The organism is Ruegeria sp. AM5 (assembly GCF_056540645.1).
This window is the reverse complement of sequence record NZ_JBQFXC010000001.1, coordinates 150574-164669: the sequence shown is the minus strand read 5'-3', so window position 1 is coordinate 164669 and position 14096 is coordinate 150574. Positions and strand designations below refer to the sequence as shown.

At 54.6% G+C, this 14096-nt stretch carries 13 protein-coding genes; 6 read left to right on the top strand and 7 right to left on the bottom strand.

The features are described 5' to 3' along the window. Window positions 1–7: 7 nt before the first annotated feature. The 3 genes from ACR0AH_RS00815 to ACR0AH_RS00805 are packed head-to-tail and all read right to left on the bottom strand — an operon-like array spanning window position 8 to window position 3771. On the bottom strand, window positions 8–2221 hold the full coding sequence (locus ACR0AH_RS00815; RefSeq protein ID WP_480589904.1) for an ABC transporter permease: 2214 nt from the start codon (window positions 2219–2221) through the stop codon (window positions 8–10). Next, window positions 2222–3247: an ABC transporter substrate-binding protein gene (locus ACR0AH_RS00810; RefSeq protein WP_170565762.1), complete on the bottom strand. Its 1026-nt coding sequence runs from the start codon at window positions 3245–3247 to the stop codon at window positions 2222–2224. It abuts the gene before it with no gap. A gap of 59 nt (window positions 3248–3306) precedes the next feature. Further along, entirely contained in the window at window positions 3307–3771 is a 465-nt protein-coding gene (locus ACR0AH_RS00805; RefSeq protein ID WP_480589901.1) for an NUDIX hydrolase, read from the bottom strand. 224 nt (window positions 3772–3995) lie between these two features. On the opposite strand from ACR0AH_RS00805, the gene ACR0AH_RS00800 reads away from it, so the two are divergent. Genes ACR0AH_RS00800 through ACR0AH_RS00775 form a run of 6 tightly spaced genes read left to right on the top strand, consistent with a single transcriptional unit; the run spans window position 3996 to window position 9220 of the window. After that, the gene (locus ACR0AH_RS00800; RefSeq protein WP_170466310.1) at window positions 3996–4850 is read left to right on the top strand and encodes a DeoR/GlpR family DNA-binding transcription regulator; all 855 of its coding nucleotides are present in this window, start codon (window positions 3996–3998) and stop codon (window positions 4848–4850) included. A gap of 13 nt (window positions 4851–4863) precedes the next feature. Continuing rightward, window positions 4864–5838, top strand: a complete 975-nt coding sequence (gene phnD, locus ACR0AH_RS00795) for a phosphate/phosphite/phosphonate ABC transporter substrate-binding protein (RefSeq protein WP_170396240.1) — start codon at window positions 4864–4866, stop codon at window positions 5836–5838. 58 nt (window positions 5839–5896) lie between these two features. Then, the gene (phnC, locus tag ACR0AH_RS00790; RefSeq protein ID WP_480589899.1) at window positions 5897–6691 is read left to right on the top strand and encodes a phosphonate ABC transporter ATP-binding protein; all 795 of its coding nucleotides are present in this window, start codon (window positions 5897–5899) and stop codon (window positions 6689–6691) included. After that, on the top strand, window positions 6688–7503 hold the full coding sequence (gene phnE, locus ACR0AH_RS00785; RefSeq protein WP_480589897.1) for a phosphonate ABC transporter, permease protein PhnE: 816 nt from the start codon (window positions 6688–6690) through the stop codon (window positions 7501–7503). Before phnC ends, phnE (ACR0AH_RS00785) begins: the two co-directional genes overlap by 4 nt. After that, on the top strand, window positions 7503–8318 hold the full coding sequence (phnE, locus tag ACR0AH_RS00780) for a phosphonate ABC transporter, permease protein PhnE (protein ID WP_170733435.1): 816 nt from the start codon (window positions 7503–7505) through the stop codon (window positions 8316–8318). Before phnE (ACR0AH_RS00785) ends, phnE (ACR0AH_RS00780) begins: the two co-directional genes overlap by 1 nt. Beyond that, window positions 8282–9220, top strand: a complete 939-nt coding sequence (locus tag ACR0AH_RS00775) for an HAD-IIA family hydrolase (RefSeq protein WP_170733436.1) — start codon at window positions 8282–8284, stop codon at window positions 9218–9220. The genes phnE (ACR0AH_RS00780) and ACR0AH_RS00775 overlap by 37 nt, the downstream gene beginning before the upstream one ends. 366 nt (window positions 9221–9586) lie before the next feature. Here the strand turns inward: ACR0AH_RS00775 and ACR0AH_RS00770 are convergent, their stop codons facing one another. The 4 genes from ACR0AH_RS00770 to ACR0AH_RS00755 all read right to left on the bottom strand — a co-directional run bounded on the left by ACR0AH_RS00770 (window position 9587) and on the right by ACR0AH_RS00755 (window position 13830). Continuing rightward, the gene (locus tag ACR0AH_RS00770) at window positions 9587–9850 is read right to left on the bottom strand and encodes a hypothetical protein (protein WP_480589895.1); all 264 of its coding nucleotides are present in this window, start codon (window positions 9848–9850) and stop codon (window positions 9587–9589) included. 113 nt (window positions 9851–9963) lie between these two features. Further along, window positions 9964–10854: an adenylate/guanylate cyclase domain-containing protein gene (locus tag ACR0AH_RS00765; RefSeq protein WP_170800219.1), complete on the bottom strand. Its 891-nt coding sequence runs from the start codon at window positions 10852–10854 to the stop codon at window positions 9964–9966. Window positions 10855–10892: 38 nt separating this feature from the next. Further along, complete coding sequence (locus ACR0AH_RS00760) at window positions 10893–11606, bottom strand: response regulator (RefSeq protein WP_480589892.1); 714 nt, start codon at window positions 11604–11606, stop codon at window positions 10893–10895. Continuing rightward, window positions 11599–13830 carry an ATP-binding protein gene (locus ACR0AH_RS00755; protein WP_480589890.1) on the bottom strand — a complete coding sequence of 744 codons (2232 nt, stop codon included), beginning with the start codon at window positions 13828–13830 and terminating at the stop codon, window positions 11599–11601. The genes ACR0AH_RS00760 and ACR0AH_RS00755 overlap by 8 nt, the downstream gene beginning before the upstream one ends. Window positions 13831–14096: the final 266 nt, after the last annotated feature.

Sequence of the window (14096 nt, the reverse complement as noted above, 5' to 3'; positions counted from 1 at the left end):
AACTCTCCTAAACATTGGTCCGCGACTGCGTCATTCGTCGCCCGATCTTGGTCCGGCCCACGATCAACTGCATCAGGGCAACCACTGACAGCATCACAAAGATCAGTGTGGTGGAATAGGCGATGGCGAGACCATAGTCGTTATTCTCGACCCGCCCGATGATATAGCTGGTCGCCATGTCATATTCCGCGCTGACCAGAAAAATCACCGCCGAAATCGCCGTCATGGCCCGCACGAAACTGTAGACAAGGGCGGCAAGAATTGCCGGGCGTAGCAGAGGCAGGATGATCCGGCGGAAAGTCTGCCAGGAATTTGCGCCCAGCGTCAGCGAGGACTCGTCAAGGCTGCGATCCAGTTGCGACATGCTGGCGATGCCGGCCCGGACACCGACCGGCATGTTGCGGAAGATGAAGCTGACAACAAGGATGACACCCGTGCCCGTGATCTCGATCGGTGGCACGTTGAAGGCGAGAATGTAGCTGACACCGATCACGGTACCGGGGATGGCAAAGGACAGCATGGTGCCGAACTCAAAAGCGTCTTTGCCTGCGAAACTCTGCCGGGTTAGTAGATAGGCCGTCACGAGCCCAACTGCAGCCGTAAGCGGCGCGGCGATTGCGGCGATTGTTATGGTGGTCCAGAAACTGTCCCATGCGGCCCCTGTCCAGCGAATTCCTTCCGACTCGAACCGAACCGAGAAGGCAGTGACGTAGTGCTTGAACGTCAGGGAATTATTGACTCCCCACAGTTCAACCACGCTGCCGTAGACGATCATGGCGTAGACGACGATGGTAAACACCGCCCAGCCAAGGGCGACGGTTAGCACCGGGATGGAAAGGCTGGTTGGCATCAATGGATGTACGCCAGCGTCACCTTTGCCCGTGACTGTGGTGTAGCTTTTCTTACCCAGCCAGGCTCGCTGCGCGTAGAAGGCTGAAAGCGTGAAGAACAGAAGCACCATGGCCAGAACCGCAGCGCGGCCTTGATCATATTGCGCACCAACAATTGCAAAGAAAATCTCGGTCGACAGCACATCGAAATTGCCACCTAGCACAAGTGGGTTGCCGAAATCGGCCATGCTTTCGATGAAGCCCAGAAGGAAAGCATTAGCAAGGCCAGGGCGCATTAACGGTAGGGACACGGTTTTGAACGTCTGCCATCTATTCGCGCGCAATGTCTGGGCTGCTTCTTCCATCGAGGGAGACACCCCTTCAACGACGCCAATCAGCACAAGGAAGGCGATGGGTGTAAATGCCAACGTCTGCGCAATCAGAACACCCGGCATGCCATACAGCCAGCGAGTGGGTTGGGTGCCGAATAATTCGGCAAAGAACTGCGTTACTGAACCCGACAATCCAAACAGCAGGATCAGCGCTAGGCCGATCACGAACGGTGGCGTGATAATCGGCAGAACCGTCAGTGCGCGCAACGCGCGCTTGTACCGAAAGCCCGAGCGGGTCACGACAAGCGCAAAGCACAAGCCGAGCGCAGTGGTGATGAAGCCGACGAGGATGGCCAGAAACAGTGAGTTCCATGCCGCCCCGCATCGTGCGCCCCAGAAACATCCCAGCCCCCAAAGCCGGTCGTCAAAGAACTTCGAGAAGAACACTGCGATGGAGTACGCGCCCTCTTCCGTCACAAAGGCAGCGAACAGCATCTTGGCGATGGGAAAGAACACAAACGCGGTGACGATGGTGATCACACCGCCGATGGCGCTGACCACGAAGACGTCTCCGTTAATCGCCCCACGTGCGGCGACACCCTGGGTCAGAAGGAACAGAAAACTCGACGCGCAGATCATCGCGCCATAGCCCATGCCGAATTGCCGATCACCGAGCTCTCCGAACAAGGCTTCCAGCCAATCGAAATTGTAGCCTCGGATTCCGATGCTGAACCCTTGTGCGATCAGCCAGCCGAAGCCCAGTGCCCCTGACAGGATCAGAATGCGCGCATACAGCGGATCTGATTTGGCGCGCCTTAGTACCGAAAGCGGCAATAGTAGAGCGATAAGAAGCGGCGCAAGCCACAGTTTTTCGCCCTGACCGATCAGAAAGGCAGCAGGCGCATAATCTTCGTCAAACGGGTAGCCGTCCAAAAGCCACTCGAACGACCACAGGCCACCGTCAACCATGTACCACGGCAGCAGGCAGAATCCGACCCACCCGGCGATGACCCAGAAGATCAGAACCGGATGGGTCGTTTTTGTCGTGTCGTCAGTCATTTACTGCGGCAGTACCGAAACCTCTTCGTCCCATTTCTGCAGCAAGCGCTTGCGCTCATCCGACGAGCCGTATTTCTTGAAGTCATAGTCGATCAGCTTGATCTGGCTCATGTCAGGCGCGCTTTCCGAAGTTTCAGCACCTTTGTTTGACGGCACTTGGAAGGCATTTACCTGAAGGGCGAGGTTCTGCGCCTCGGGCGACAATGCCCAGTCATAGAACTTCTTGGCCTCTTCTTCGTTGCGCGCGCCTTCGATGATCGACATCGAACCGATTTCGTAACCAGTACCTTCACATGGCGCGACGACTTTGATCGGGAAACCCGATACCGCCTGCTTTACTGCGTCATGCATGAAAACGATACCAATTGTATTCTCGCCTCGACCAGCAGCCTTGATCGGTGCCGAGCCCGATTTGGTGTATTGGTTGATGTTCGAATGTAGCCCCTTCATGAACTCAAATCCTTCGTCCTCGCCGAAGATTTGCACCATCGAGGCCAGAGTCGTGTAGGCCGTACCTGATGAGTTCGGGTTCGCCATCTGAACGTGCCCCTTGTACTCGGGCTTCAGAAGGTCCTTCCAGCAAGCAGGTTCGGGAAGGTTGTTCGCGGCGACAAGATCGGCATTGTAGCCGTAACCAAGCGCACCTGAATAGATGCCGATGGTCTTGTTACCAGCGCTTTCCGCCTGAGAAATCGCCCAATCATGAAGCTGGTCACGCATCGGCGACATGTATTCCATCGTCAAGCCCTCTTCTGCGGCCTGCAGATGCGGATCACCCGTTCCGCCCCACCAGACATCACCCTTGGGGTTGGAGCTTTCTGCACGGATCTGAGCAAATGTCTCACCTGAGGATTTACGGGTCATATTGACGTCAATGCCAGTCGCATCTTCGAAACTGCGCGCCATAAGCTGGCACCAATCCTCTTGCGCAGAACAATAAAGTGTCAACTTGTCAGCCTGTGCCGCTGACATCGATGCGGCAAGGGCAATAAGCGATCCCAACGTTGTGGATGTAAATTTCTTCATTGATTTCTCTCCCTTTAAGTTCACTGCGTCCGGATTTCCCGGCTCTTATATGCCCTTCCTCATGCGGCCTTTCGCAATTTTTCGATAACAGCCAACGTCTCTTGATTATCTGACAGGCTCTTTAACAAACGCGCCAGTTCTTTCTCTTCGACAAGCTTTGCGGCCTTGGCAGGTGAGAACCAGTGGCGCTTGCGTTCGTCGCGTTCCTTCCAACGGCGTTTGAGCCGTTCCACAATCAACGGATAAAGCGTTACGCGGCAAGGCACGCTGCTTTTACCCTCGTATCGCTTGTCATAGTAAAAGCACCCGATCGATTTCTTGGAGATAAAGCCAACAGCTCCGGCCTCTTCCAAAGCTTCGATTTCAGCGGCATGCCAAGGCTTCTTACCATCCATCATCCAACCTTTGGGGATGACCCACCGCCCCCGGTCACGCGAAGTGACCATGAGAACCCGCAGCTTGTCGGACTTGTCCCATCGCACTGGAAGCGCACCGATCTGATCTGTGAATTCGGTCTTGCTCATGCGCACGCTCTTGGCTCTGGCACTACGCAAAAGGCAATGGCAACACATACGTGCTGTTGAACAAGGTGGCTACATCCAGAACGCCGGTGCACTTCGATTGCTACGCCTCGAAATAGAAACAGTTCTTTGAAGTCTCACAATGAATCGTGGGCTTTGCAACAGAAATTGTTGCAAAACGACTGAAACGCCACAAAAGTGAGATTGAAACCGAGTCGGATTGCCAGATGCCCAAAGCGGAAACGCGCGATAAGAAAACCAACAAGGGCCAGAGTCGGTTCAAGAAATCCGACCGCCGCCGTGAGATATTGTTGGAGTTGAAGCTTCGCCCACACGTCCGGATCAGCGAATTGGCGCAGCGTTTCAATGTTTCGGCGGAAACGGTGCGCAGGGATTTTGATGCCCTAGCTGATGATGGGCTGATCTCGCGGGCGCATGGCGGTGCCTCTGCCCCGATACAAGGACGTTATCCAAGTCTGGATGAGCGCACCCACGCCCGCCTTGATGAGCGTGAAAAGATCGGCAAATGCGCAGCTGACCTGATTCAGGAAGGCGAGACGGTGATGATCGATTCCGGCTCAACCACCATCGAGATGGCCCGTATGTTGGCGTATCGGGGCATTCACTGCACGGCAATTACGAATTCGATACCGGTGGCCATGACCCTTGGTCACGCACCCGTTGAAGTCATTCTATGCCCAGGCGAATATCTGACCGCCGAGTCCGCCACGATCGGGACAGATACACTGGATTTCCTGTCTCGTTTCAACGTCGATCGCTGCATGATTGGCGCGTCCGGCCTGTCAGAAGAAGGGCCGTCAGAGACCGTGCGCGGTTTCGCAACCGTCAAACGGATGATGCTGGCACGCGCCGCGACGCGACATCTTCTGATCGGGTCCGATAAATTCGACCGCAAAGGTTTGACCCGTGTGGGCGACCTTGACGGGCTGAATTCAATCGTGACTGATACCAAACCAACAGGGGATTTGCTTGGCGCGATCAACGACGCCGGGGTGAAGATTCTTGTCGCTGAGCAGTCCTTACAAAGAACGACAAACCGTGGACAGAAAAGCCACGCATGACTGGGAGGAAGAAATGAAATTTGATATCAAACTACTGATCGGAGCTTCCGCAATCGCGCTCTTGTCACTGTCGGGCACGGCTTCGGCGCAAGACTGCCCGCGCGGTGATCTGGATGCGCGGTTCTGCGATGCCGATGGCGATCTGATCGCGGATATCCCCGCTGATCCTGCCGATCAGATTGATCCTGATACTCTGATCTTTGCCTACACCCCGGTTGAAGACCCTGCCGTATACAAAACTGCTTGGTCGGACTTTCTTGATCATCTGAAAGCGGAAACTGGCAAAGACGTTGTTTTCTTTCCAGTTCAGAACAACGCGGCCCAGATTGAGGCCATGCGTTCGGGGCGTCTGCATATTGCGGGCTTCAATACCGGTTCAAACCCGTTAGCCGTGAACTGTGCTGGTTTCCGACCCTTCACGATTATGGCGTCGAAAGACGGAAACTTCGGATACGAGATGGAGATCATCACCTATCCCGGTTCAGGCATCGAAAAGGTTGAGGATATCAAGGGCAAGCAATTGGCCTTTACTTCCCCTACTTCGAACTCGGGCTTCAAAGCGCCCTCGGCGATCCTGAAAAGCGACTTTGATCTGCTGCCCGAACGCGATTTTGAGCCGGTTTATTCGGGCAAACACGACAACTCGATCTTGGGTGTCGCCAATAAGGACTATCTGGCTGCCTCGATCGCTAATTCGGTCAAATCGCGGATGATCTCGCGCGATGTGATCAACGAAGACGACGTCATCACGATCTACAAGTCGCAGACCTTCCCGACGACAGGCTTTGGAACCGTGTACAACCTGACGCCGGAACTGCAGGAGAAAATCCGCAATGCCTTCTTCAGCTTCGACTGGGAGGGAACGACGCTTGAGGCTGAGTTCTCGAAATCGAATGAAGGTCAGTTCCTTGAGATGACCTATCAGGAGTTCTGGGACGTCATCCGCAAGATCGACGCGGCCAACGGCGTTTCCTACGCCTGCCAGTAATCGATACTACATCCAACGGGCCCTGCGGGGCCCGTTACCACCCGAACCGGGGGCGTAAATGCTGCGGCTTCAAAAGCTTACAAAAACTTATAAAACCGGCGATCAGGCCCTGAAGGCGATCGATCTAGATGTGCCAAAGGGCCAGGTTCTGGCGCTGATCGGGCCTTCTGGTGCTGGCAAATCCACCATGATCCGCTGCATTAACCGTTTGGTTGAACCCACGAATGGCGAGGTTCTGCTGGACGACGTGGACCTGGTCAAACTCGGCTCGGGAGCGCTGCGGAAAGCACGTCGTGAAATGGGGATGATCTTTCAGGAATACGCACTGGTTGAACGCCTGACCGTCATGGAAAATGTACTGTCGGGACGGCTGGGATATGTTGGGTTTTGGCGGAGCTTCCTGCGACGTTACCCCCAGTCTGACGTGGATGAAGCATTCCGCCTGCTGGATCGCGTGGGTCTGTTGCATATGGCCGACAAACGAGCGGACGAACTGTCAGGTGGTCAGCGTCAGCGGGTTGGAATATGCCGGGCGCTAATCCAAAATCCCAAGCTTCTGCTGGTCGATGAACCGACCGCCTCACTGGACCCAAAAACCAGCCGTCAGATCATGCGCTTGATTACCGAGCTGTGTCAGGAACGCGGATTAGCCGCGATAATCAACATTCATGACGTGGCCCTTGCGCAAATGTTCGTACCGCGCGTCGTTGGCCTACGCTTTGGTGAAATCGTATTTGACGGCCTCCCCTCTGGGCTTACGCCTGACAAGTTGACCGAAATCTATGGCGAAGAAGACTGGGAAGCGACCATAGAGAAAGTTGAAGACGACGAAGAGATCGAGGCCGCGGAATGAGCCATCCCGAACTTGATGACCTGCTGGGCAAAGGCTGGCGGAAACCGGCCTTCGTCAAAAACGCCTTACTGCGCTGGACCTTGATCGTTGGATTCGTCGCCTATCTGATTGCGGCATTTATGACCATCGAGGTGGATTGGGGCCGGGTTTATGAAGGCTTGGATCGCGGTTGGGCTTTTGTCCTTGCTTTCACAAGCCCGGATTTCATCTCGCGCTGGAGCGATATCTGGAGCGGTCTTCTCGAGAGCATCGTGATGACGGTTGCAGCGTCGGTGGTGGGCATCCTGATATCGATCCCGATCGGACTGGGCGCTGCACGCAATATTGCGCCTCTCCCGGTCTATGTGATCTGCCGAGGCATTGTTGCGATCAGCCGCGCCCTGCAAGAGATCATCGTCGCCATTCTTCTGGTTGCCATCTTTGGGTTCGGACCTTTGGCCGGCTTCCTGACACTGTCCTTCGCCACTATCGGTTTCCTGTCCAAGCTCTTGGCCGAAGACATCGAGGCCATGGACAAAGTGCAGGCCGAGGCGATCAAAGCCTCGGGCGCGCGATGGATGCAATGGATCAACTACGGCGTGCAGCCACAGGTCATGCCGCGACTGGTCGGGCTGTCGATGTACAGGATCGATATCAACTTTCGCGAAAGTGCAATTCTTGGGCTTGTGGGGGCCGGCGGCATTGGCGCCACGCTGAATACGGCGTTTGACCGTTATGAGTATGACACTGCGGCAGCCATTCTGATCCTGATCATCGGGATCGTCATGGCGCTCGAATACCTCTCGGGTATCATCCGCGCGAGTGTCCAGTAATGCCAGTGCTTGAACATGAAAGTACGCAAATCTGGCGCAGACGCACGACCGGTCAAAGCCTTGTGCGTTGGTTTTGCTGGCTGTTGGGTGTGGCGGTCTTTGTCTACTGCTGGCAGATCATCTCGGCCTCGACGACATGGTTCTTTGTGTGGGACGCACCCCGGATCGCGAACGATATCTGGACCCGCGCGACACCACCAAAGTGGGATTACATCACGCAGTTAGGCCGCCCGATCTGGGACACGCTGAACATCGCCACACTTGGTACGATCATTGCGCTGTTCCTTGCCGTACCGGTCGCCTTTCTGGCCGCCCGCAACACCACGCCGTCGGCCGTGTTCATCCGCCCCATCGCGTTACTGATCATCGTCTCAACCCGCTCGATCAACTCGCTAATCTGGGCGCTTTTGTTAATCGCAATCATTGGACCCGGAGTATTCGCAGGTGTTATCGCCATAGCCATTCGTTCGATCGGCTTCTGCGCCAAGCTTCTCTATGAAGCCATCGAGGAAATTGATCACACCCAAGTCGAAGCCATCACCGCCACCGGCGCATCCCGCTGGCAGGTCATGGCATATGGAATCGTCCCGCAAATATTGCCCGCCTTTGCCGGGATCGCCGTATTCCGCTGGGACATCAATATTCGCGAGTCTACGGTTCTTGGCCTTGTGGGCGCAGGCGGCATCGGGCTGCAATTGTCGGCGTCGCTGAACGTTCTGGCATGGCCGCAGGTCAGCCTTATCCTGATCGTCATTCTGATTGCCGTCATGATCAGCGAATGGGTGTCTGCCAAAGTACGAGGGGCAATTATTTGAGCCGCTTCACGACCCAAGAGGCTTTCGAAGCCTACGAGGCCGTTCGGCATCGACTTCCGGCTGCTGAACCAGCTGTTCAATCCTATCAGCATGCGAACACTTTGATGGATATTGCTGAAGGCTTCGATGTATTCCTTCTGGATGCGTTCGGTGTCCTCAATATCGGCGAGACTGCGATTCCCGGTACAGCCGCACGGATTGATCAGCTCAAAGCCATGGGTAAACGTGTTCTGGTCGTCTCGAATGCAGCTGGTCACCCTCATGCGGCGCTCGTCGAGAAATACGCCCGGCTGGGATATGATTTTGCGCCAGAGGATATCATCACAAGCCGCGCAACACTGCTGGCTGAGCTAGGCGGTCAACGCGCGCTGCATTGGGGTTTGATGGCAACACCCAGCACCGGCCTTCGCGATCTGGAAGATTTGAACCTGACTTATCTCGATGACGATCCCGAGCCCTATGACTCGGTTGAGGGGTTTCTGATGATCGGCTCAGCCGTCTGGACCGAGGCACGTCAAGTCCATCTGGAAGCAGCCCTGCTAAAACGCCCGCGTCCTGTATTGGTTGGAAATCCGGACATAGTCGCACCACGCGAGCACGGATTTTCAAACGAACCCGGTCTGTTCGCGCATCGTCTTGCCGATCGAACCGGCGTTGTACCCGAATTCTTCGGCAAACCATTTGAGAATATTTTTGACTTGGCTTTTAAGCGACTTGGCCGGGTCGACAAAACTCGCGTGCTTATGGTTGGTGACAGCTTGCATACCGACATATTGGGGGCCCATGCTGCCGGAATCGCCTCGGCCCTGATTTCGGGGTACGGTTTTTTCGCAGGGCATGACGTCGATGACGCAATCACACAGGCGCAGATCATGCCGGATTTCGTTGTGAACCGACCATAATCTGATCACGCCTGCTTAGTTCCGCTTCAAATCCAAGCGCCCGCCCGTGCTTTTCAATACTCGCCATGTGATCAATTCGCGAAGGCATCACAGGTCGTTGTTGGCTCATCGCTTCCCAAATACTGAACCCTGCGCCCTTCATCGAAGGTTGGACTGCCCAACGCACATGCGACCTCTAAGCTCAACCTGTCCCAAACCCGAACAACACCGGCTTCGCTGGTTGTCGCAAAAGAATTTCCGTCTGGTGCCAGCGCAATACGCCAGGTCGGGCCTGCATGGATCTTTTCGACAGGCATGAGCCGACGGTGCGTCGCGATATCCCACCAATGTAGTTCCCCAGATCGGTCGATTGCCACCAAGGTTGCCTCATCCGCCAAAAAGACAACATCCGTCGCCCCACCATGTATGGAAATGGTTCTTCGATACGTCCGGAGTGAAATTTGCGTCATTGTTTACAAGCAGTTCGTCGCCCTCTTTGGCGACCGATACAATCTGCACCTCACACCCATCCACAGGGCAGGCATTGGGCATCGCTGACTGGGCAGTTGCATCAGCACCATACAAGAGTGTAATTGCACCCAGGATCAGAGCGCGCTGACGAAGCTGGTTTCCTGAAGTATTCAATGACATCATTCCCTCCCAATCTTGGTTGAAATACGCAATTGGTGCCGATTTTAGCACAATCGCGAGTTTCTTTCTGAGACTTTCACCACAGAAGCCAGAATTCAGGCGTGCCACGTCGTTTATCGGCGGACGACCTCAAACTCTAATGGGCGCGCATCAGAGTGCAAAATTGATAGTGCAGGCGATATCAGCCCGCTATCGGCCAGCATTATGTTCTCGCGCTTAAGCTGGATTTCACGCGCATTCTCGAATTGTACGTAAGTTCCCGACGAACTGCGATCCGCCAGCATCAGCTTCCCGCCTTTCATGCTGAGTACCGCATGCAGTCGCGAAACCCACGGCTCAGGCAGGATGACATCGCATTGACTGGATCTGCCGATCGTTAGCTCCCCGCCTTCCCGACACCGCCAGGTATGATCGTCGTGATAAAGAATGAGCGCAAAGCTTTCATTCTGTTGCATGCCCTCAGATCTGCTGGCCGTCTGCGTCGGCAGATGCATCACGGTGCTTAACCCGTCCGTTGAGGCCACGATTGAATAGGCTTTGACCGGGTCACTCACACCTTTCAGGCGAAGCGATCCGATTGGGGTGAGCATCTGGAGACTTTCGGGGCTTAGATCCTTGGCGACGCTTTCGCTGACACAAGCTTCACCCGGATTGGCCGCGGCCGCCAGACGTGCGGTCAGATTTACTGTTTCGCCAAATATCCCGTTATCGCCAATAACAACAGGACCTTGATGAACACCCGCGTGGACCGACAGTAATGTTCCGGGCGGTTTCTGAATCATCTCTACAACCGCGTTTACGGCGGCCTCGGGTTCCTTGAAATAGGACAAGACGTCATCGCCTTTCTGCCCCACAGGAACTCCGCCAAACCCAAGTAGAACCTCACGCAATCGATCGATTTCAAACTGAATCAACTGCTGCGCCTGATCGTCCCCCATTTCTTCGTAGAACGGAGTGCTGTCAGAAATGTCAGCAATTATGGTCGTGACGAGCTTGGTTTCCACGGTGCTACTCGCAATGTGTTTGTCTGGAACGGCAAACCCTATTTGGGATCATAGACATAACCTATACCCCGCACGGTTCTGATGATTTCCGGCTTTTCCGGGTTGGTTTCAAGCTTCCGGCGCAGTCTGGATATTCTGATATCAATGCTGCGATCGAACGGATCCCAGGACCGGTCATGCGCTTGTTCTAGCAACTGATCACGGTTCAAAACACGCCCTTTGTTTTCAGCAAACACCTTGAGCAGACTATACTCCATCGCCGTTAGCGGGACCTCGGATCCATCCGGCGCAAGAAGTTTGGCTGCCTCTTTATCCAGCGTGTAGTCACCAAAAAGGGCCAACTTGCCTTCGGAGGCATCTGCGGGCAGACTTTCGTTTATGGCCCCTCGGCGTAATAGGGCCTTGATCCGCGCTTCCAGTTCCCGAAGATCAACCGGCTTTCCAAGATAGTCATCTGCCCCCATCTCAAGCCCGATGATCCGGTCCACTACATCGCCTGCTGCAGTCAACATGATTACGGGCGTCGTGTTTTCAGGGCGAAGCGATCTGAGGATCGAAAGACCGTCTTCCTTTGGCATATTGATATCCATGACCATGACATCAACAGCACGTGAGGAGATGACAGACCGGAGCTCTTCTCCGCCAGCGGCTGCAGAAACCTCGTACCCGCGTTTGCTCAGATATTCCTGAAGCATCTCGCGCACGTCGATCTCGTCATCGCAAACCAGGATATGGGTTTTCTGGTCATTCATCCGTTTGATCCTTCTGATCGGCGAGCAGCTTTCCGACAAGTATTCTCAGTTCCGAAGGCGAGACGGGTTTTTCCAGATAGGGCAGACCTGATTCCTTCAGCAGTCCCAATGAGCTTTCACCCATGGTGTCCCCGGTGATGTATGCTGTCCGGGTCAGCATTTTCGGAAAACGCGCCACCAGCGCCTCATAAATCTTGCGTCCGTCAACACCGGGCATGTTCATATCACTTAGGAATACATCGTAGCTGGCGGACTGCAGTTGCCTGAGCGCCTCTTCTCCTGAGGTAACGAAATCAACGTGAAAGCCGTCCTTCCGCAGTATCTCGGCATTGATCTCACCCACTTCGACCTCATCATCCACGACCAATGCACGATGCTTGGCAAAATTCGCGGCGGGTTCGGGTTTTTCTTCAGCCACATCATTTTGCATCTTTGCGACGGGCAGAGTTATCCGGAAGCAGGTGCCGGAGATAGCGGCCTGATCAAGCCTGATCTGACCGCCATGGGACAGAATGATCCGGTGACAGAAAGCAAGCCCAATCCCGGTGCCGTCACCCACCTCCTTTGTGGTGAAGAACGGCTCGAAGATACGTGCGCGTATGGCTTTAGGGATACCGGGGCCATTGTCCTGAACCGTGATCTCAACCATTCCGGTGTCAGGCTTGACCTCGGCAGACAGCATGATGTGGTCGCCGATGCCGGATGCGGTCATGGCCTGCTCGGCATTGATGATAAGATTCAAGACGACTTGCGTAAGCTGGTCCGCATCCCCGGCAACTGCAGGCAGGTCTGCTGGCACACTTTGCTCAATGCGAATTTCGCCTGATGAGCTACCGTACCCGGCGACATCCGCAGCTGTTTCGATCAGGCTGGGAACATCAACCTGCTCGATCTTGCTGGGCTGCTGACGCGCCATCGCCAGAAAGGTCTTTACAATCTTCGCGCAGCGTTCTGCAGCATTGCCGATTTTTTCAATCCTGACACCGAGATCGGGGTCGGAAATTTCTTCCTTCAACATCAACGAATGACCCACAACAACCGACAATGGATTGTTAAGCTCATGCGCCACACCGGCGAGTAGTTCGCCAAGCGCAGACATCTTTTCGTTCTGGAACAGCAGCTCTCGTTGCTTTTCAAGCTCAGCCTCAATGGCCAATTCATCGGTCAGATCGCGGGTATTGGAAACGATTACTTCTTCACCATTGAACTCGATCAGCCGTGAAGAATCCGCCCCCCAGAACTTTCGCCCGCTTGCATCGACGAACTCCATACGCCGATCCTTAAGCGCCCCCGCTTGCCGGAGGTCTTTCAGGTACCGTTCGCGCTCATTCGGGTCCGCATAGTAGGATTTCGAACTTTCTGCTTCACCAAACAGCGCCTTTATCTCGGGCGTAGCAAACAGCACCTCGCCGGTGTCGGCATGCGTCATGTTGATGGCTGCTGGATAAGCCTCCATGACCTGACGGATCAAGGCATCAGCCTCTTTCTGGACGGTTAGATCGATCACGCTGGTCACGATGACTTCTTCGCCTTTGTAATCGATCAATTGAGACGAAATCGACGCAGGGAAGGTTTTGCCAGCCGCATTAATCAAGTCGAGCTTGTAGTCATCGACACGACCATCGGCCAGAAGCTGGGTTACAAAATCCGCGCGCTCTTCCGGCTTTTGATAATGCTGTTTTGCAGATTTGGAAGGTCCGAACATCTGCAGCGCAGCAGGCGTGCGATACAGTATCTGACCATCACCAATCCGCGCCATAGTTACGATTGCCGAACTGGCATCCAGCACCTTTCGGATCAATAGATCGCCGTCGCGCTCTTCGACCTCGGCTTGTTTGCGTTCGGTGATATCCTCACGCGTGACGACAAATCCGCCGAACTTGGTGGGATGAACAGAAACCAGATAGGTACGCCCATCCGTTTCCATCAGCTCAAAGTCTTGGATGAACTCGACCCCATTAGCCAACCGGTCCGAAACCCACTGCTGTTCATTGCCGATGGCCTCGGCGTAAATTCCCCGGCGCGCCGTCTCACGCATCAGGATTTCCCAATCCAGTCCGGGTTGCAGCAGGTCGGCAACCCCCTTGTTCATCTCGGCATATCGTTGATTGAACAGGACAAGGCGGCGATCATCATCATAGAGGGCGAACCCTTCTTTGAGAGATTCGATCGCATCACGAAGAAGGTCCCGCGCCTTCTCGATTTCTTCAAATTCGTTCGCCATGCCCATCGTCATCCTGAATTTTTAGGATACCATTGTTTCAATGCCATTTCAAAATCAGCATCGCGTGTTTCAATTGTTTCAATAGGTGCCAACTCAGCCAAGTACAGGCCGATAAACCTGTTTGTTTTTGAGCCAGATAGCAAGTTGTGTGACCTGCTTCACAGAGCAACAACTGAAACACTTGGCACCGCTTCCAGACATCACAATGAAACATAGAAAGGTCAGTTATTGCCCATCTTAAGTGCGATTGGGTAAGAACGATGACT

What these genes read in the sequence shown, in the direction of transcription:
- ACR0AH_RS00760 (WP_480589892.1), bottom strand. Translation starts at nt 11,606, where the DNA reads ATGAATGACCAGAAAACCCATATCCTGGTTTGCGATGACGAGATCGAC.
- ACR0AH_RS00810 (WP_170565762.1), bottom strand. Translation starts at nt 3,247, where the DNA reads ATGAAGAAATTTACATCCACAACGTTGGGATCGCTTATTGCCCTTGCC.
- phnC (WP_480589899.1), top strand. Translation starts at nt 5,897, where the DNA reads ATGCTGCGGCTTCAAAAGCTTACAAAAACTTATAAAACCGGCGATCAG.
- phnE (WP_170733435.1), top strand. Translation starts at nt 7,503, where the DNA reads ATGCCAGTGCTTGAACATGAAAGTACGCAAATCTGGCGCAGACGCACG.
- phnE (WP_480589897.1), top strand. Translation starts at nt 6,688, where the DNA reads ATGAGCCATCCCGAACTTGATGACCTGCTGGGCAAAGGCTGGCGGAAA.
- ACR0AH_RS00800 (WP_170466310.1), top strand. Translation starts at nt 3,996, where the DNA reads ATGCCCAAAGCGGAAACGCGCGATAAGAAAACCAACAAGGGCCAGAGT.
- ACR0AH_RS00755 (WP_480589890.1), bottom strand. Translation starts at nt 13,830, where the DNA reads ATGGCGAACGAATTTGAAGAAATCGAGAAGGCGCGGGACCTTCTTCGT.
- ACR0AH_RS00770 (WP_480589895.1), bottom strand. Translation starts at nt 9,850, where the DNA reads ATGTCATTGAATACTTCAGGAAACCAGCTTCGTCAGCGCGCTCTGATC.
- phnD (WP_170396240.1), top strand. Translation starts at nt 4,864, where the DNA reads ATGAAATTTGATATCAAACTACTGATCGGAGCTTCCGCAATCGCGCTC.
- ACR0AH_RS00805 (WP_480589901.1), bottom strand. Translation starts at nt 3,771, where the DNA reads ATGAGCAAGACCGAATTCACAGATCAGATCGGTGCGCTTCCAGTGCGA.
- ACR0AH_RS00775 (WP_170733436.1), top strand. Translation starts at nt 8,282, where the DNA reads ATGGGTGTCTGCCAAAGTACGAGGGGCAATTATTTGAGCCGCTTCACG.
- ACR0AH_RS00815 (WP_480589904.1), bottom strand. Translation starts at nt 2,221, where the DNA reads ATGACTGACGACACGACAAAAACGACCCATCCGGTTCTGATCTTCTGG.